This window comes from Pseudokineococcus sp. 5B2Z-1 (genome assembly GCF_037482305.1).
GTDB lineage: Bacteria > Actinomycetota > Actinomycetes > Actinomycetales > Quadrisphaeraceae > Pseudokineococcus.
The window spans coordinates 152,071-170,595 of sequence record NZ_JBBHZG010000007.1; the positions used below are offsets into that span (position 1 = coordinate 152,071).

The 18,525-nt window shown below is 77.2% G+C and carries 12 protein-coding genes; 6 read left to right on the top strand and 6 right to left on the bottom strand.

Annotated features, from left to right (window positions below):
* Positions 1–15: 15 nt before the first annotated feature.
* Entirely contained in the window at positions 16–1,977 is a 1,962-nt protein-coding gene (locus WDV85_RS15685; protein WP_339571522.1) for a glycoside hydrolase family 127 protein, read from the bottom strand.
* A gap of 190 nt (positions 1,978–2,167) precedes the next feature.
* Between WDV85_RS15685 and WDV85_RS15690 the strand changes: the two genes are divergently transcribed.
* Entirely contained in the window at positions 2,168–3,193 is a 1,026-nt protein-coding gene (locus tag WDV85_RS15690; RefSeq protein ID WP_339571523.1) for a LacI family DNA-binding transcriptional regulator, read from the top strand.
* A 36-nt stretch (positions 3,194–3,229) separates the two neighbouring features.
* On the opposite strand, the gene WDV85_RS15695 is transcribed toward WDV85_RS15690, so the two are convergent.
* Positions 3,230–4,135 (bottom strand): aldose 1-epimerase family protein, encoded by a 906-nt coding sequence (locus WDV85_RS15695; RefSeq protein WP_339571524.1) that lies wholly within the window; start codon positions 4,133–4,135, stop codon positions 3,230–3,232.
* 146 nt (positions 4,136–4,281) lie between these two features.
* Between WDV85_RS15695 and WDV85_RS15700 the strand changes: the two genes are divergently transcribed.
* Together WDV85_RS15700 and WDV85_RS15705 are read left to right on the top strand one after the other, a co-directional pair.
* Positions 4,282–5,589, top strand: coding sequence for an APC family permease (locus WDV85_RS15700; protein ID WP_339571525.1), 1,308 nt, complete (start codon positions 4,282–4,284; stop codon positions 5,587–5,589).
* A 79-nt stretch (positions 5,590–5,668) separates the two neighbouring features.
* A complete protein-coding gene (locus tag WDV85_RS15705; protein WP_339571526.1) occupies positions 5,669–8,074 on the top strand; it encodes a beta-galactosidase in 2,406 nt (801 codons plus the stop codon).
* 99 nt (positions 8,075–8,173) lie between these two features.
* Here the strand turns inward: WDV85_RS15705 and WDV85_RS15710 are convergent, their stop codons facing one another.
* Positions 8,174–9,709, bottom strand: a complete 1,536-nt coding sequence (locus WDV85_RS15710) for an alanine/glycine:cation symporter family protein (protein WP_339571527.1) — start codon at positions 9,707–9,709, stop codon at positions 8,174–8,176.
* Positions 9,710–9,950: 241 nt separating this feature from the next.
* Positions 9,951–10,691, bottom strand: a complete 741-nt coding sequence (locus WDV85_RS15715; RefSeq protein WP_339571528.1) for a GAF and ANTAR domain-containing protein — start codon at positions 10,689–10,691, stop codon at positions 9,951–9,953.
* Between the two features lie 338 nt (positions 10,692–11,029).
* Between WDV85_RS15715 and clpB the strand changes: the two genes are divergently transcribed.
* Entirely contained in the window at positions 11,030–13,840 is a 2,811-nt protein-coding gene (clpB, locus tag WDV85_RS15720) for an ATP-dependent chaperone ClpB (protein ID WP_445263357.1), read from the top strand.
* Positions 13,841–14,130: 290 nt separating this feature from the next.
* Here the strand turns inward: clpB and WDV85_RS15725 are convergent, their stop codons facing one another.
* Positions 14,131–14,895 (bottom strand): SDR family NAD(P)-dependent oxidoreductase, encoded by a 765-nt coding sequence (locus tag WDV85_RS15725; RefSeq protein WP_339571529.1) that lies wholly within the window; start codon positions 14,893–14,895, stop codon positions 14,131–14,133.
* A 113-nt stretch (positions 14,896–15,008) separates the two neighbouring features.
* Between WDV85_RS15725 and WDV85_RS15730 the strand changes: the two genes are divergently transcribed.
* Positions 15,009–15,803 (top strand): exodeoxyribonuclease III, encoded by a 795-nt coding sequence (locus tag WDV85_RS15730; protein WP_339571530.1) that lies wholly within the window; start codon positions 15,009–15,011, stop codon positions 15,801–15,803.
* Positions 15,804–15,870: 67 nt separating this feature from the next.
* Here the strand turns inward: WDV85_RS15730 and WDV85_RS15735 are convergent, their stop codons facing one another.
* Positions 15,871–16,953 (bottom strand): hypothetical protein, encoded by a 1,083-nt coding sequence (locus WDV85_RS15735; protein WP_339571531.1) that lies wholly within the window; start codon positions 16,951–16,953, stop codon positions 15,871–15,873.
* 81 nt (positions 16,954–17,034) lie between these two features.
* Between WDV85_RS15735 and pyrE the strand changes: the two genes are divergently transcribed.
* The gene (pyrE, locus tag WDV85_RS15740; RefSeq protein WP_339571532.1) at positions 17,035–17,676 is read left to right on the top strand and encodes an orotate phosphoribosyltransferase; all 642 of its coding nucleotides are present in this window, start codon (positions 17,035–17,037) and stop codon (positions 17,674–17,676) included.
* The last annotated feature ends 849 nt before the right edge of the window (positions 17,677–18,525 follow it).

Sequence of the window (18,525 nt, forward strand, 5' to 3'; positions counted from 1 at the left end):
GCGGGCGGTCCGGCCTCAGGCCGTGGGCAGCCACACGCGCATCGGCCCGGGGCCGCGGTTGGCCCACGTCGCGTAGGGGACGGCCGTCACCTCGACGCGCTCGCCCGTCCCGGGCCGGTCCGCCCCGGCTGGGAGGAAGGTCGCCGCGGCGTCGTCGCGCCCCCGCAGCGTGGCCGAGAGGCGCACGCGCACCGCGCCGCCCAGGGCGTGGTCGGTGCCCGCGTCCTGCGGGGAGGCGTCGGCGTCGACGACGAGGTCGTCCACGGACGCCCCCTCCGGGAGGTCGCGCTGCTCGACGGCGTAGACGAGGGGTCCGCGCTCGAGGGCCAGGCAGCCGCGGGCGTCGTCGACCCGCGCGTCGGCCCGGGTCCAGCGGGGCCGCACGGGCAGCACGAGCACGAGCTCCTCGCCCGCCTCGAGACCCTCCGCGCGGGCGTAGGTCCCCGGCGCGACGTCCTCGGCGGCGTCCCCGCGCCGCAGCGTCGCGCTCTCGGCCCAGCCGGGCACGCGCAGGGACAGCGCGGCGGAGGGCGGCGCCTCCTCGACCCGCACGCGCACCTCGCCGTCGACGGGGTAGCCCGTCTCCACGCGCAGGCGCAGCGGTCCGCCCTCGAGGTCGACGTCGACCCGCCCCGGTGCGAAGAGGTGCAGCTGGACGCCCGTGGCGTCCGTCGTGGCGAGGTAGCCGTCGAGGCTCGACAGGGTCCGCATGACGTTGGGCGGGCAGCAGGCGCACCCGAACCAGCTCTGCCGGCCGCGGGCGGGGCTGCGCTCGTGGTCCGCGTGGGCGCCGTCCCGCACGTGGAGGGCGTTGACGTAGAAGTACTCGTCGCCCGCGAGGGAGACGCCGGCGGCGAAGCCGTTGGCGAGCATCCGCTCGAGCGCGTCGGCGTAGAGCGCGTCACCGGTGGCGAGCAGCATCCGCCAGGCCCACTGGACGCCGCCGATGGCGGCGCACGTCTCGGCGTACGCCCGGTCCGAGGGCAGCTCGTGGGGGTCGCCGAAGGCCTCGCCGTCCCACCGCGAGCCGAGGCCGCCGGTGACGTAGGTCTTCGTGGCGAGCATGTGCGCGAACTGGGTGCTCAGCGCCGCCAGCAGCTCGGTGTCGCCGGTCTCGACGGCGACGTCGGTCGCGCCGGCGGCGAGGTAGACGGCGCGCACGGCGTGGCCCTCGACCGTCGTCGCCTCGCGCACGGGGACCCGGTCGGAGAAGTACGTCGGCTCGTGCCCGTGCGCGGCCACGAGGCCGTGGCCGCGGGCCTCGACGTGCCACCGCGCGGCCTCGAGGTAGCGGCGGTCGCCCGTCTCGCGGAACAGCTCGACGAGGCCCATCTCGACGACCGGGTGGCCGTCGACGTCGCGCAGCTGCCCCTCGCCGTCGCCGAAGACCTCGACGAGGTGGTCGGCCAGCCGGACCGCCACGTCGAGGAGGTCGCGCTCGCCCGTGGCCCGTGACAGCGCCACGGCCGCCTGGAAGAGGTGCCCCGCGCAGTAGAGCTCGTGGCTCCAGGGGAGGTTGGCGTACCGGCTCCGGGGGCCTCCGCTGCCGTCGACGGCCCCGCCCGTCACCTGCACCACGGAGTCGAGGTAGCCGTCCTCGGCCTGGGCCGCGGCGACGACGGCGACGACCTCGTGGATGTCGGCGAGCAGCCGGTCCGACGGCGCGCGGCCCTGCTCCCAGGCGGCGGCCTCGAGCCACTTGTAGACGTCGGAGTCCATGAAGACGGGCCCGCGCGTCTCGCCGGGGGCGCCGGCGGCGATCCGCAGGTTGTCGAGGTTGCCCCACTCCTCGAGGTGCCGGCGGCCCTCGGGGAGGGCGCGCTCGGCGTTCGCGCGCTGGCGGTCGGCCCACCACCCGCCCTCGACCCGGGCCCGGCCGGGCGGCACCGGCGCGAGCGGGGTGGTGCCCCGGCTGGGGGCTGCCGGGCCCGCGGTGGCTGCACCGGTGCGGGCGGGGACGTCTGCTGCAGTGGCCACGGATCTCCCTCGATCGCGGAACGCTCAGAACACGTTTTCCTGCGGTGACCGTAGACCCGCCGTGCGCGTCCGGGCAAGGCCCCACGGCTGCGCGTCCTTACACTCCCGGGACGGCGGGCGGTCGCCCGGCGCCGGGGGCCGCGCGAGAGCGCGGCACGGCGGCACGCCCGTGCCGCGGGGAGGGGTCGGGGTGGTCACCAGCTCGCGGGGCCCGGGGGCGGCCGCGGCGCGGCCCGTGCGCATCGTCGACGTGGCGGCGCTGGCGGGCGTCGCCCCCGGGACGGCGTCGAAGGCGCTGAGCGGCACCGGGCAGCTGCGCGAGGAGACCCGGGCGCGCGTGCGCCGCGCCGCCGAGCAGCTGGGCTTCACGCCGGACGGCGTGGGGCGGGCGCTGTCCTCCGGCCGCAGCTTCACCGTGGGGCTCGTGACCACCGACAGCATCGGCCGCTTCACGCTGCCGGTCGTCCTGGGCGCCGAGGACGCCCTGGGCGCGGGCGACGTCGCCGTCCTGCTCTGCGACACGCGCGACGACCCCCTGCGCGAGCGCCACCACCTGCGCTCGCTGGCCTCGCGCCGCGTGGACGGCGTCATCGTCACCGGCCGCCGCACCGACCCGCGGCCGCCCGTCGACGTCGCCGTCCCCGTCGTCTACGCCTTCCAGCCGTCGTCGCGGGAGGAGGACACGAGCGTCGTCGTCGACGAGCGGGGCGGCGCGGCCGCGGCGCTGGCCCACCTGCACAGCCTCGGGCGCCGGCGCGTCGGCCACGTGACAGGAGCCCGCTCGCACGCCTCCGCCCGCGCCCGCGCGGACGCGGTGCGCGACGCGGCGCTCGCCGCGGGGCTGCCGCTCGTCGCCGACCCGCTGCACGGGGCGTGGAGCGAGGAGTGGGGGCGGCGCGCGGTGGACCTCCTGCTGCGGGCGGCGCCCGACCTCGACGGCATCACCTGCGGCAGCGACCAGGTGGCGCGGGGCGCCTGCGACCGCCTGCGCGAGCTGGGCCGCGCCGTGCCGGACGACGTCGCCGTCACGGGCTTCGACGACTGGGACGTCATGGCCCTGGCCAGCCGGCCCCCGCTGACGACCGTGGGCCTGGAGATGCACGAGGTCGGCCGGACCGCGGCCCGGCTCCTGCTCGAGGCGGTGGACGGCAGGCCCTCGCCCGGGCGCACGGTGCTCCCGACGCACCTCGTCGTCCGCGGCTCGACGATGGCCTGACGTCGTCGGGGGTCGGCGACCGGCGGTCCCGCCGCGTCAGACCGGCGGCTCGACCGTCACCGTGCAGGCCGCCTCGCGCACCCCGCCGGGCGCGACGTGCTGGCCGTAGGGCTTGTCGCGCAGCTCGCCCTGCCACCCCTCGGGCGAGGCCAGGCCCGCCCACGGCTCGAGGCAGACGAAGTCGGCGCCCGAGGGCTTGGACCAGACGCCGAGCTGGGGGAAGCCCTCGACGTCGAGGCGGACCGTCGGGGTGCCGGGCGCGCCGTAGCGGACGGTGCGGCTGCGGACCTGGTCCATGACGACGGCGTCGTCGGCGAACAGGCCCTCCGACAGGGGCAGGACGTCGCCCTGCACCGGCGTCGGCACCGGCTCGGTGAGCAGGCCGTCGCGGACCCCGCGGACGTCGTCGGGCTCGGGCTCGGCGAAGCGCACGACGTGGTCGGCCTTGGCGACCCCGTCGACGAGCGGCCAGCGGAACGCCGGGTGCCAGCCGAGGGAGCACGGCAGCGGCTCGTCGCCGTGCGTGCTCACCGTCCAGCGGACCGACAGCGCGTCGCCGGCGACGTCGTAGGCGACGACGAGGGAGAAGGGGAAGGGGTAGTGCTCGCGCGTGGACCCGTCGTCGACGAGCCGCAGGACGGCGCGCGACGGCGACGCCTCGAGCAGCTCGAAGTCGCTGTCCCGGGCGAAGCCGTGCTGCCCCATGGGGTGGCGCCGGCCGTCGACGACGACCTCGTCGTCCGCGACCCGCCCGACCACGGGGAAGAGCACCGGTGCGTGGCGCCGCCACTCCGGGCCCGCCTGCCACAGCAGCTCGAGGGGGTCGTCACCGCCCGGGCCGCCGTCCCCGGCCGGCGGCGTCCACCGCAGCGACTGCAGCTCGGCCCCGTGGCGGGCGACGACGACGGACAGCCGGTCACTGGCGATGCGCACCTCGTCCATGCCGCCATCCTCGCGCGCCACCCGCCGTCCACCGCGCCGTCACCGCCCGTCTTCCCGGACTTCGTAGCCTTCCTCCGCCGGCAGCCGTGCCGACGGCGGAGAAGGGCTACGACGTCCGCCCTCGGCGGGAGTTCCAGGAGGCGGGCGTGACGACGAGCGCGGACGGCGCGGGCGGCGCGCCGCGCCTGCGGCGGCAGCTGGGGACGGGCGATGCCGTCGTCGTGGGCGTCTCGTCGATGCTCGGCGCCGGGGTCTTCGCCGCCCTCGCGCCGGCCGCGGCGGCCGCGGGGGCGGGGCTGCTCGTCGGCCTCGCCGTGGCCGCGGTCGTCGCCGCGTGCAACGCGACGTCGTCGGCCCAGCTCGCCGTCCAGCACCCCTCGTCGGGGGGCACCTACCTCTTCGGACGGCGCCAGCTCGGGCCGTGGTGGGGCTACGTCGCCGGTTGGGGCTTCGTCGTCGGCAAGACGGCGAGCTGCGCGGCGATGGCCCTGGCGGCGGCCGCCTACGCCGTCCCGGGCCCGTGGCAGCGCCCGGCGGCGGCGGTCCTCGTCGTCGCCCTCGCGGCGCTGGGCTACCGGGGCGTCACGCGCACCGCGCGGGCGGCGCGCGTGCTGCTCGTCGTCGTGCTGCTCGCCCTCGCGCTCGTCGTGGTCTCGGGCGTCACCGGCCGCGGGGGCGCGCCGGTCGCGGGCTCCCCGCTCGACGACCTGCTCGCGCCGGGCGACGGCGGTTGGCGCGGGGTCCTGCAGGCCGCCGGCATCCTCTTCTTCGCCTTCGCGGGCTACGCGCGCGTGACGACGCTCGCCGAGGAGGTGCGGGCGCCGGAGCGGACGATCCCGCGGGCGGTGCTGCTCGCCCTGGCGGCGGTGCTCGTCGTCTACGCCGTCGTCGCGGCCGCCGCCCTCGGGGCGCTCGGCCCCGCCGCGCTGGCCTCGGCCGCGGCGCCGCTCGAGCAGGTGGTGGCGGCCGGGCCGTGGCCGGGCGGTTCGGCGCTCGTGCGGGTCGGCGCCGTGGCCGCCTGCTGCGGCGCGCTCCTCGCGCTGCTCGCCGGGATCAGCCGCACGGCGCTCGCCATGGCCCGCGAGGGCGACCTGCCCCGCTGGCTCGCGGCCGTGCACCCGCGCCACCGGGTGCCCCACCACGCCGAGGTGGCCGTCGCCGCGGTGGTCGCCGTCGCCGTCCTCCTCGGCGACCTGCGCGAGGTCATCGGCTTCTCCAGCTTCGGGGTGCTCGTCTACTACCTCGTCGCCAACCTCTCGGCGCTGACCCAGACCCGCGAGCACCGGCTCGCGCCGCGCGCGGTCGCCGTCGTCGGGGCCGCCGGCTGCGTCGTCCTGGCGCTCGCCCTGCCGCTCGCCTCCGTCGTGGCGGGCGCGGGCGTGCTGGCGGTCGGCGTCGTGCTGCGACGGCTCGCGGGGCCCGGCCGGCGGTCGGCGCAGGGGCGCCGGGGATGAGGCCCACCGTCGGATCGTCCAGGTGAGCCGCCGGTACGCCCTTCCGGCCGGGCGCGAGCGGCCGTAGCGTCCAGCGGTCGTGAGCGAGGAGACGACGGACGCCCGCGCCGACCCGCGAGGGGGAGCCCGCACCGTGGTCTCCTCACTGCGCGCCGTCGCGCCCCCGGCCGCGCGCGAGGGCGTGGCGGCGCACGCGCGGATGGGCGAGCCCCCGGACCGAGCGGGCGCCGTGTCGTTGACCGACCGCTGCCTCACCCGGGACGGCCGTCCCTGGTTCCCCGTCATGGGCGAGTACCACTTCAGCCGCGACCGCGCCGACCGGTGGGAGGAGGAGCTGCTGGTCATGAAGGCCGGCGGCGTGGGGGTCGTGGCGACCTACCTCATCTGGTCGGTGCACGAGGAGCGGCGGGGCGCGCTGCGCTGGGACGGTGACCGCGACGTGCGGCGCTTCCTCGCCCTGGCCGCCCGGCACGGCCTCCTCGTGGTGCTGCGCGTGGGGCCCTGGGTCCACGGGGAGGCCCGCCACGGGGGCTTCCCCGACTGGCTGCAGGCGCTGGACGTGCGGCACCGGACGAACGACCCGCGCTACCAGGAGCTCGTCCGCTCGTGGTTCGCCGCCGTCGCGGGCCAGGTGGGCGAGTTCCTGCGGACCGACGCGACGCCGGACGCGCCGGTCGTCGGGATCCAGGCGGACAACGAGCTCTACGACGACCCCGAGCACCTGGCGTGGCTGCGCGCCGCGGCCGAGGAGGCCGGGCTGGTCGCGCCCCTGTGGACGGCGACCGCCTGGGGCGGTGCGCGGCTGCCGGAGGACCTGCTGCCCATCTACGCCGGCTACCCGGACGGCTTCTGGGCGGAGGCCGACGAGGGGTGGCCCGACTTCGGGCGCACCCACTACGCCTTCTCCACCGTCCGCGACGACCTCACGGTGGGAGCGGACCTGCGCACGAGCGCGGCGGTCCCGCGCCCGCAGGACGAGCGCTTCCCCTGGGTGACGTGCGAGCTCGGCGCCGGCATGGTCCCCGCCTACCACCGCCGCCCCCTCGTCGACCCGGAGGACGTCGCGGCGCTCGCCCTCGTCAAGCTCGGCAGCGGCTCGGCGTGGCAGGGGTACTACCTCTTCCACGGCGGCACGCAGGTGGTGGGAGAGACGGGATCCCTGCAGGAGTCCCAGGCCACCGGGTACCCCAACGACCTCCCCGCCCTCGACTACGACTACGGCGCCCCGGTGGGGGCGCACGGCCAGCTTCGCGAGCACTACCACCTGCTGCGCCAGCAGCACCTCTTCCTCGAGCGCGCGGGCGCCTCGCTGCTGGGCTCGGCGGTGGTCGTGGCGCCCGCGGCCGACGGCGCGCCTCGCTGGTCCTACCGCGGGACCCCGCGGGGCGGGCACCTCTTCCTCAACCACCACCAACCGGCGGCCGAGCCCCTGCCGGACCTGCCCGGGGTCCAGCTGCGGGTGGAGCTCGATGACGGCGACGTCGTCCTGCCCAGCCGCCCCGTCACGCTGCGGTCGGGGGTGTGCGCCGTCTGGCCCGTGCGGCAGCCGATGGGCGGCCTCGCCGCGGTGAGCGGCACCGTGCAGCCCGTCACCGAGGTGGCCACGGCCGAGGGGCCGCTCGTCGTCGTCGCGGCGACGCGCGGGGTGCCCGTGGAGCTCGTCCTCGAGGGGGTGGCGCCCGACGAGGTCTCCGGCGCGCGCGTCCTGTCGTCCGGAGGCGGGCGCACCGCCGTCGCCGTCGACGGCGCGCCCGGGCCGGACCGCGTCGTCCGCGCGGCCGGGACGACGGTCGTCGTGCTCGACCCGCGGACGGCGGCCCGGACCTGGCGCGGCGAGGTCGGCGGGGTCGACACCGCGCTCGTGTGGGACGAGGGGCTGCTCCTCGACGCCGGCCGGCTGCGCCTGCGGACGAGCCGGCCGGAGCAGCGGCTCCTCGCCTGCCCGCCGCTCGCCCGGCCGGGGCCGGGGCTGACGCCGCTCGGGGCGGGACCCGGTGTCTTCAGCGCCTACGCGGTGCCGGGCCCGGAGCCGCTGGGCGAGCAGCCGACGCTCACCGTCCTGCGGGCCGCGACGGCGCCGGCGCCGCGGCGCACCGGCGGACCGGCGGACCGGGCGTCCGCCCCGCGGCCGGAGGACCTCGCCGGCGCGGCGCTCGTGCGGGTCGACCTCCCCGCGGTCGACGTCCCCGCCGGTGACCTGGGGGGCGGGGCGGGGGACCGGCTCCTGCTGACGCTCGACTGGGTCGGCGACGTCGCGACGGCGTCCGTCGACGGCGTCGGCGTCGCCGACCAGTTCTGGCACGGGCGCCCCTGGGACGTCCCCGTCGAGCCCGGCCAGCGCGAGGTCCACGTCACCGCGCTGCCCCTCGACCCGGCCTCGGCCGTCTTCCTCGACCCGCGCGTGCGGCCCGGGGGGAGCGAGCCCGTGCTCGAGGTCCGCTCCGCCCGGCTGGTCCGCTCGCGCCTCGTCGACGCCGCCTCCTGACCTCGTCGGCCCCGGGGGTGGGGGCGTCCGGACGCACGAGCGCCCCGCGAGCCGGGGCTCGCGGGGCGCTGCGGGGTCGAGCGGCTGGGGAGGCGCCGGTCAGCGGTTCTCGCCCGGGTGCAGCAGGGACTGCGGGTGCTCGACCTCCTTCATCCGACCGCTCTTGATGTCGTCGAGGAAGCTGCGCACCTCCTGCTTGACCACCGGCATGAGCAGGTACAGGCCGAGGATGTTGACGAAGGCGCAGGCGAAGAGCATCGCGTCGGCGAAGTTGAGGACCGCCGTCAGCGTGAGCAGCGTGCCCATCACCGTGAAGAACAGGTAGGCGATCTTGAAGATCGTCTCGGACGTGCGGCTGCGCCCGAAGAGCGTCGTCCAGGCCTTGAGGCTGTAGTAGCTCCACGTGACGAGCGTCGAGTACGCGAAGAGCGCCACCGCGACGACGAGCAGGTACGGGAACCAGCCGGCGACCTCGGCGAAGGCGTCGGAGGTGAGGACGACGCCGTCCGCGCCCGTGGACCCGGTCTCGGCGACCTCCTGGCGCGCGGCGACGTAGGAGGCCGGGTTGGCGATGATGATCGTCAGGGCGGTCATCGTGCAGACGATCACCGTGTCGACGAAGGGCTCGAGCATGGCGACGAAGCCCTCGGTGACGGGGCGCTCGGTGCGCACGGCCGAGTGGGCCGTCGGCGCCGAGCCGATGCCGGCCTCGTTGGAGAAGGCCGCCCGCTGGAAGCCGACGACGAGGGCGCCGAGCACGCCGCCGGAGACGCCCTCGGGGGAGAAGGCGCCGCCGAAGATCTCGCCGATCGCGGCCGGGACCTGGCCGATGTTGAGCGCGATGACGACGAGGCAGGAGACGACGTAGAAGATCGCCATCGCCGGGATGAGGCGGCTCGTGACGGCGCCGATGGACTTGATGCCGCCGATGATGACGACGCCGACGAGCGCCGCGAGCCCGAGGCCGAAGAGCAGCGTGGCGAAGGTGGTGCCGAAGAGGCCGTCCTCGCCGCCCGTGACGTTCTGCACCTGGGCGAAGGTCTGGTTGGCCTGGAACATGTTGCCGCCGCCCATGCCGAACAGCAGGATCGCGACGGCGAAGAAGCCCACGAGGAACTTCGACACGCCACGGGCGAGGGCGCTGTCGCCGAAGCGCGCGAAGGCGGCGCGCAGGTAGCGGAACGGGCCGCCGGTGACGGACCCGTCCTCGTGGATCTCGCGGTACTTCACCCCGAGGGTGCACTCCACGAACTTCGTGCACATGGAGATGAGGCCGGCGACGACCATCCAGAAGGTGGCGCCGGGCCCGCCGACGGAGACGGCGACGCCGACGCCCGCGATGTTGCCGAGGCCGACGGTGCCCGAGACCGCCGAGGTGAGGGCCTGGAAGTGGGTCACCTCGCCGGGCTCGTCGCCGCGCGTGAACTTGCCCCGGACGATCTTCAGGGCGAGGGGGATGTGGCGGACCTGCGGGACGCCGAACACCACCGTGAAGATGACGCCGGCGGCGATGAGCCAGACGACGACGAAGGGGACGGAGATGTCCCCGATGGTCAGCGGCGCGAAGATGATGCTGCCGACGGCGTCGCTGAACGGTGTGAAGTTGTCGTTGACGAAGTCCTCGATGCCGGTCACGTGCGCTCCTCCGGGCTCGGGTGCGCGCTGGTGCGCGGGGGCGGGACCGCGCGGCGGGTGGCCGGCGGGCGGGGCTCGGGGCGAGGGGCGTCCCGACGGGGCCCCGATCGGTGCCCCGGACGGGTCTCCGGGCTGGTCATCGGTGCAGGGTGGCGCCACCCCCGCAGGGGCGCAAGGATCCCCGGCCGTCGTGGCCGTTCCGTGACCGTGGCGCCGCCGGGGCGCCCGCGGTCGCCCGCCGTCAGCCGGCCTCGCCCCGACGGGCCCGGTCGACGAGGTCGGCGGCCGTCTCGCGGAGCTTGGTGTTGGTGCGCTGGCTCGTGCGGGAGAGGTGCGCGAAGGCCTCGTCGGCGTCGACGGCGAGGCGCGCCATGAGCACGCCCTTGGCCTGCTCGATGACGGCGCGCGAGCTCATCGCCTCCTGCATCTGCGCGGCGAGACGGGCCGTCGAGCCGTAGAGGGAGGCGTTGGCGAGCGCCACCGCCGCGTACGAGCCGAAGGTCTGCGCCAGCTCCACCGTGGTGGGCTCGAGCGCGCCGCTCGTGCTGTAGAGGTTGAGCGCGCCGACGACCCGCTGGGCGACGGGCAGGCCCAGCGAGGCGGCCGCGACGACGCCCTGGCGCCGGGCCTCCCGCGCGAAGTCGGGGTAGAGGTCGCCGAGGTCGTCCAGGTCGAGGAGGACCACCTCGCCCGAGACCGCGGCGTCGAGGCAGGGACCGAAGCCGGCGTCGTACTGGCGCTCGTCGAGCGCGGCCGCGACGGAGCCGGTGAAGGCGGCCGAGCGGGCCCGGCCGTCCTCGACGAGCGTGACCGAGAGCGCCTCGACCCCCCGCAGGACCGTGGCCGCGAGGTCGGCGACCCGCTGCAGGTACTGGCCCAGGGGCTGGTCGAGGGGCAGCCGCCCCAGCTCGGCGAGGACGACCGCGACGTCCTCGGCGGGGGCCGGCTCCTCCTCGAGGGGCCGGGTGGTGCCAGCGGTCATGCCGCCCTCCTGCTGTGCGTCCGCCGGGTCGGCGGGTCTCGGCGGGGCGGTGGCTGCACCCCGCGCCGGTGGGACCGGCGCCGGCGTCGGCGCCCGTCGTCCGGGGCCGCCATCGGCGCGCCGACTCTAGGGGGCCGCTCGGCGTCAGCCGCTCGACGACCGGCCCGCCCCGCCGGCACCCGTGGCCGGGCGGGGCGTCGTCGAGGGGCGGCCGTCCGGGGGACCCGAGGAACACCGGAGCGCTCGCCGGGGTTGAGCGGCATAGACTCAAGTCTCGACGGCGCGAGTCGTCACCCCGCCAGACCGCCGGGCCACCGGCACGCACGAGGAGGTACCCGTTGGACGCCGAGTTCACGACGAGGACCCGCGAGGCCATCACCGCAGCGGTGCAGGCCGCCGCCGCGGCCGGCCACCCGCAGGTGGAGGCCGCCCACCTGCTCGCCGCGCTCACCGAGGACGCCGCGGGCGTCGTCGCCGGGCTGCTCGAGGCCGTGGGGGCGCAGCCGTCGCGCGTGCGCGACCAGGCGCAGGGCCTGCTCGCCGCGCTGCCCCGGACGTCCGGGGACACCGTCGCGCAGCCGCAGCTCTCGCGCGGCGCCCTGGCCGTGGTGCCCGTGGCCCAGCAGGAGATGCGCTCGCTGGGGGACTCCTACGTCTCCACCGAGCACCTGCTCCTCGCCCTCGCGGCCGACGCGGGCGCGACCGGCGGGCTGCTCCGTTCGGCGGGGGCCACGCGCGACGCGCTGCTCGACGCGCTGCCCCGGGTGCGGGGTGCGGCGAAGGTCACGTCGCCGGACCCGGAGGGCACGTACAACGCCCTCGAGCAGTACGGCACCGACCTCACGCAGGCGGCCCGCGACGGCCGCCTCGACCCCGTCGTGGGCCGTGACGCCGAGATCCGCCGGGTCGTGCAGGTGCTCTCGCGGCGCACGAAGAACAACCCCGTCCTCATCGGCGAGCCCGGCGTCGGCAAGACGGCCGTCGTCGAGGGGCTGGCGCAGCGCATCGTCGACGGCGACGTCCCCGAGTCCCTGCGCGGCAAGCGCCTGGTCTCCCTGGACCTCGCCGCGATGGTCGCGGGCGCCAAGTACCGCGGGGAGTTCGAGGAGCGCCTCAAGGCGGTCCTCGCGGAGATCCAGGGCAGCGACGGCCAGGTCGTCACCTTCATCGACGAGCTGCACACCGTCGTCGGCGCGGGCGGCGGCTCCGAGGGCGCCATGGACGCGGGCAACATGCTCAAGCCGATGCTCGCCCGCGGGGAGCTGCGGCTCGTCGGCGCGACGACGCTCGACGAGTACCGCGAGCGCGTCGAGAAGGACCCGGCGCTCGAGCGCCGCTTCCAGCAGGTCTTCGTCGGCGAGCCCGACGTGGCCGACACGGTGACGATCCTGCGCGGCCTCAAGGAGCGCTACGAGGCGCACCACAAGGTCACCATCACCGACGGCGCGCTCGTCGCGGCCGCCCAGCTCTCCGACCGGTACATCACCGGCCGCCGCCTGCCCGACAAGGCCATCGACCTCGTCGACGAGGCCGCGTCCCGCCTGCGCATGGAGCTCGACTCCTCGCCCGTCGAGGTCGACGAGCTCAGCCGCGCCGTCGACCGCCTCGTCATGGAGGAGATGGCGCTCGCCAAGGCCGCCGAGGACGACCCGGGCGCCGCCGAGCGCCTGGAGCGGCTGCGCGCCGACCTGGCGGACCGCCGCGAGCGCCTCGCCGGGCTGTCGGCGCGGTGGGAGCGCGAGAAGAGCGGCGTCAACCGGGTCGGCGAGCTGCGCGCGCGCCTCGACGGGCTGCGCTCGGACGCCGAGCGGGCCTACCGCGACACCGACTGGGAGACGGCGTCCCGTCTCACCTACGAGGAGATCCCCGCGGTCGAGCGCGAGCTCGCCGAGGCCGAGGCCGACGAGGCCGGGGACGCCGGGGAGGAGCCGATGGTCGCCCAGCGCGTGGGCGCCGACGACGTGGCCGACGTCGTCGCCGCCTGGACCGGCATCCCCGCCGGGCGCCTGCTGGAGGGGGAGCAGGACAAGCTGCTGCGGATGGAGGAGGTGCTGGGGCGCCGGCTCGTCGGCCAGCGCGCCGCCGTGGAGGCCGTCTCGGACGCCGTCCGGCGCAGCCGCGCGGGGGTCAGCGACCCCGACCGGCCCACCGGCTCCTTCCTGTTCCTCGGCCCCACGGGCGTCGGCAAGACGGAGCTGGCGAAGTCGCTGGCGGACTTCCTCTTCGACGACGAGCGCGCCATGGTCCGCATCGACATGAGCGAGTACGGGGAGAAGCACTCCGTCGCGCGGCTCGTCGGGGCGCCCCCCGGGTACGTCGGGTACGACCAGGGCGGCCAGCTCACCGAGGCCGTCCGGCGGCGCCCCTACGCCGTCGTGCTGCTCGACGAGGTGGAGAAGGCGCACCCCGACGTCTTCGACGTCCTCCTGCAGGTGCTCGACGACGGGCGGCTCACCGACGGCCAGGGCCGCACGGTCGACTTCCGCAACGTCGTCCTCGTCATGACGAGCAACCTCGGCAGCCAGCACCTCGCGGACCCGTCGCGGTCCGCGGAGCAGCAGCGCGAGGCCGTCATGGTCGAGGTGCGCCGCGCCTTCAAGCCCGAGCTCCTCAACCGGCTCGACGAGGTCGTCGTCTTCGACCCGCTGGGCACCGAGGAGCTGAGCCGCATCGTCGCCATCGCGGTCGACCGGCTGGCCGACCGCCTCGCCGAGCGGCGGCTGGGGCTCGAGGTGACGCCGGCCGCCCGCGACTGGCTGGCCCTCGAGGCCTACGACCCGGCCTACGGGGCGAGGCCCCTGCGCCGGCTCGTGCAGCGGGAGGTCGGCGACCGCCTCGCCCGCGCGCTGCTGGCGGGCGAGGTGGGCGAGGGCGACGTCGTCGTCGTGGACGTCGACGAGCCCGAGGTCGCCGAGGCCGGGACCGGCGTCGCTGCGGCTGGTGCCCCCGGCGCCGACGTCGGCGGGGTCGGGGCCGGCGAGCCGCTGGCCCTCGCGGCCGCGCCCTCGGGGGCGGGCGCCGCGACCGGCGGGGCCGACGGCGACGCCGCGCCGGGGCGCCCGGCCGGGCAGCCGCTGGGAGCCGCGGGCTCGGGGCGGCGGGGTCGCTCGGGCCTCGTCCTGAGGCGTCGGGAGCCCGCCGCCGGCTGACCCGGCGGCCACCGCGCCCGGCGCTCGCCGGGTGCGGTGGCCCGGCCCTCCCCGCGGGCACGTCCACACAAGTGTGGACATCCCGGAGGGGCCTCGGGGCTGGTTGCTCGGAGCAGTGGAGTCCTACTCTCGGGGGCGCGGCGCACCGCGCCGAGAGGTGTCGTCGACGGCCGTGGCCCGCGGGGGGGTCCACGGCCGTCGGCGCACCGGGGCCCGTGGGGCGGTCGGCGAGGTCGCCGTCGCCCCGTCCGAGAGCGCGGTCGCCGGGCCGTCAGCCGGGCGAGCGGGCGTCAGCTGCGCGAGGAGACGATGGCGCGCGAGGCCCAGCGCACGAGCCCGCGGGGGGCGTGCCGGGCGAGCTGCACGACCGCGGCGTAGCGCCTCGTCGGCACGGACACCACGCGGCCGCGGGCGACGTCGTCGAGGGCCGTGCGGACGAGCTCGTCGACGTCGACCCAGCCGACCTCGGGCATGTGGCCCATGCGCAGCGCGGCGCGCTCGTGGAACTCGGTGCGCACGAAGCCGGGGCACAGCGCCGTGACGGTGACGCCGGTGCCCGCCAGCTCGTTCGACAGCCCCTCCGAGTAGGCGGTGACCCACGCCTTGACCGCCGAGTAGCCGCCCATGGTGACGAAGCCGGCGACGCTCGAGACGTTGAGGACGGCGCCGCGCCCGCGGTCGCGCATCGCCCGCCCGGCGGCGCCGCCGAGGACGAGCACGGCGCGGCACATGACGTCGAGGGCGCGCTCCTGCTCCGAGGTGTCCTCCGAGAGGAGCTTCGAGGACAGGCCGAAGCCCGCGTTGTTGACGAGCAGGTCCACCGGGCGGGCGGCGTCGCCGAGGCGGTCGGCCACGCGCTGGACGTCGGCCCGGTCGGCGAGGTCCGCTCGCAGCACCTCGACCCGCGTGCCACCGGCCCGCAGCCGCTCGGCCGACTCCTCGAGCCGGGCGGCGTCGCGGGCCACGAGCACGAGGTCGTGACCGCGGCCCGCCAGCTCGCGGGCGAAGGCCGCCCCGATGCCCGAGGTGCCGCCCGTGACCAGTGCCGTCGCCATGGGGAGGACCGTAGCGAGCAGCGCCCCCGGCGCCCGACCCGTCCCGCCCCCGGCCGCCGACCCGTCCCGCCCGGTCCGCCCGCCCGCTCGCGCCGCGGGTAGCGTCGCCGCCCGTGCGCATCGCCACGTGGAACGTCAACTCCGTCCGGGCCCGCGTCGACCGCCTGGTGGCGTGGCTCGAGCGCAGCGACGTCGACGTCCTGGCGCTCCAGGAGACCAAGTGCCGGGACGACCAGTTCCCGGAGGAGCGGCTGCGCGAGGCCGGCTACGAGGTCGCCCACCACGGGCTGAGCCAGTGGAACGGCGTCGCCGTCCTCTCCCGGGTGGGCCTGGAGGACGTGCGCGTCGGCTTCCCGGGCCAGCCGGGCTGGGGCGAGGGCGCCGAGGCCGAGGCGCGGGCGATCGGCGCTCGCTGCGGCGGCGTCGACGTGTGGAGCCTCTACGTGCCGAACGGCCGGGCGCTCGACGACCCGCACTACGTCTACAAGCTCGACTGGCTGGCCCGGCTCCGCGAGGCCGGGAGCGCCTGGCTCGCGGACGACCCGCGGGCGCAGGTCGCCCTCTGCGGGGACTGGAACGTGGCGCCCACCGACGAGGACGTCTGGGACCCGGCCGTCTTCGCGACGAGCACCCACACCTCCGAGCCCGAGCGCGCGGCCTTCCGCGCCGTCGTCGACGCGGGCTTCGCCGACGTCGTGCGCCCCCACGCCCCCGGGCCGGGGACGTACACGTACTGGGACTACACCCAGCTCCGCTTCCCCCGCCGCGAGGGCATGCGCATCGACTTCGCCCTGTGCTCGCCGGCGCTCGCCGAGCGCGTGACGGGGGCGGAGATCGACCGGCAGGAGCGCAAGGGCAAGGGCGCCAGCGACCACGCGCCCGTCCTCGTCGACCTCGCGGACGCCTGACCCCACCGCCTCGCCGCCCGCGCGTCCGACCGCCGCGCTCCGCCCGCTCCGCACCTCCCGGGCGCCGTCAGCTGGCCCGGCCGTCGCCGGGGCGACGGGCGTCGGCCTGCAGCTCGCTGCGCCACACCACGTGGTCGACCTCGCGGGCGGGAGCGCCGAGGACGGCCGCGGCCGCCTCGAGCAGCGCCGCGGCCTCCAGCGCGCCGGGCCGCGAGCCCGCGCGGGCCGGCTGACCTCCCGCCAGGAGGCTGCGGACGAGGCGCGAGGTGAAGCGGCGGACGTCGTCGTCGGGCACGACCTGCTCCGCGCCGGCCAGGAGCAGCAGCCGGTGCCACGACCGACCCGACGACTGCCCCACGGCGGCGCACCAGGCCGCCCGCACGGCCTCCCACCGCTCGGACGCCGGTGCCGCAGGAGGCTCCACCGGGGGCCACGGCGCCGCGGCCGCCCGGGCCCGGGCGTGGGTCTGGGCCTGCGCCGCAGCGGCGCGGTGGTCGCGGAGGACGGCCAGGAGGTCCGCCGTCGTGACGACGCCGACGCCGACGAGGGCCTCCGCCGCCTCGCGCACCGCGGTGGCCTTGAGGGGGGCGCTCGCGGTCGACGCCGTGCGGTGCCGGGTGGCCAGCGCGGTGGCCCACGCCTCGTCGTCCCCGGCGACGGTGAAGGACGCCAGCAGCGCCGGGGCGTCGAGCCCGTCACCCGGTCCGCCCGTGCCGGCGAGGTGCTCGCGCACCCGGGCCACCACGCCCGCGACGGCGGTCGGCCGCACCCGGGGCGCCCAGACGGCCTCGACCACGCACAGGGCCAGCGAGGCCGGGTGCCCGACCGGGGGCTCGATCCGCACGCCCGCGGCCTCCATCCGGTGCGCGGTGCGCAGGACCTCCTCGGCGACCACCTCCTCGAGGCCGCCCCAGGAGCCGGCCAGCCCGGTGGGGTCGCTGGTCCTCTCGGGGACCAGGTCGGCGCGCTGGGCGCCCGGGCCGGCCCCTGCTCCGTCGTCGTGGGCTCCCGTTCCCTCGTCGTCGACTGCTGCTCCCTCCCCGCCGGGCGTCGGGCCCTGCGGCTCGTCCCTGCCGCCAGGGCGCTCGGACGGGGGTCTCGCGGCGCCGGAGGCCCGGTCGGTCGGCCCGGTGCTCGTCTCGCTGCTCATGACGAAGACCGTGGCGCCCTCCACCGCTCCCGCGGCGGCACCCGGCCAGGTCTGTGGACGACCTCGCTAGCGTGGCGGCCTGTGGACGCCGCCGAGACCGCAGACCTGCCCGTCGACGCGCTGGGGGACGCCCGCGAGCGGCTCCTGGCCCTCATCCGCGAGACGGCGGTCGTCCGCGGCCGGGTGACGCTGTCCAGCGGCGCGGAGGCCGACTACTACGTCGACCTGCGCCGCATCACGCTGCACCACGAGGCGGCGCCGCTGGTCGGGCGGGTGATGCTCGACCTGGTCGACGGGCGGGGTCTCTCGCCCGACGCCGTGGGCGGTCTGACGATGGGTGCGGACCCCGTGGCGGCGGCGATGCTCCACGCCGCCGCGGCGCAGGGCCGCCCGCTCGACGCCTTCGTCGTGCGCAAGCAGGGCAAGGCCCACGGCCTGCAGCGGCAGATCGAGGGCCCGGCGGTGGAGGGCCGCGCCGTCGTCGCCGTCGAGGACACGATGACGACCGGCGGCTCGGTCATGACGGCCGTCGAGGCGCTGCGCGCCCACGGCGCGCAGGTGCTCGCCGTGGCCGTCCTCGTGGACCGCGACACCGGGGCGCGGGAGCGCATCGAGGCGGAGGGGCTCGACTACCTCGCCGTCTTCACCCAGGACGAGCTCGGCCTCGACGACGGCCCGGCCGCCGGCGCCGGCACGGGGGAGCCCTCGCGCCCCACCCTCTGACGTCCTGACGTCCTGACGTCCTGACGTCCTGACGTCCTGACGCTCGGCCGCTCGGCCGTCCGTCGCCGGCGGCTGCTGCTCCTGGGCCGGTCGCGTCGCCGCGAGGCGGTCTCGGCGAGCGGTGGTCCTCCGCCCCGGCCGGCGTGGTCGGTCGGGTGATGATGCGCGCCCGTCTGCCGGGAGGAGCTCAGAAGGGCGGTGGCCCCTCTCCCCAGCCGCCGTGGTCGGTGTCGTCGGCGAGGGCGGCGGTCGCGGGTGCCGGGTGGTCGGTGAGGGGCTCGTGCTGGCGGTGGTGCTCGTCGCGGGTCCAGCGGGTGTCGCAGTGGGCGAGGTCGCCGGTCGGGTAGGGGTGGCCGACGAGCAGGCGGGGGTGGAGCTCGACGTGGCTGTCGAGGTCCCGGACGTCGNGGGTGTCGCAGTGGGCGAGGTCGCCGGTCGGGTAGGGGTGGCCGACGAGCAGGCGGGGGTGGAGCTCGACGTGGCTGTCGAGGTCCCGGACGTCGTCGGGGCTGGACGGGCCGTGGACTCGCCGACCGGTGGGCGCCGCGCTGGGTGCGCTGGTGCGGTGCTGCCCGGACTGCGCTCTGCTCGACACGGGACGCGCGGACGGCACGACGCGGTAGCCGGACGCGGCGACCCTCCATGCCGCCGCGTGGCGGCGGGACGTCGACGCTGCCGTGGGGTGGGCCGCGGGGGCGGCGGGGTGTGGCCCGCTGCCGTCACTGCTGTCGTCGTGCCGGCCGACCTGCTCGGCGTCAGCGTCGGGTGCGGGGGGTCGGGGGAGCAGGGGTGGGCCGGGGACGGTGGTGGTCTGTCCCAGGGGTGAGGTCCAGGTGACGCTGCTGTCGG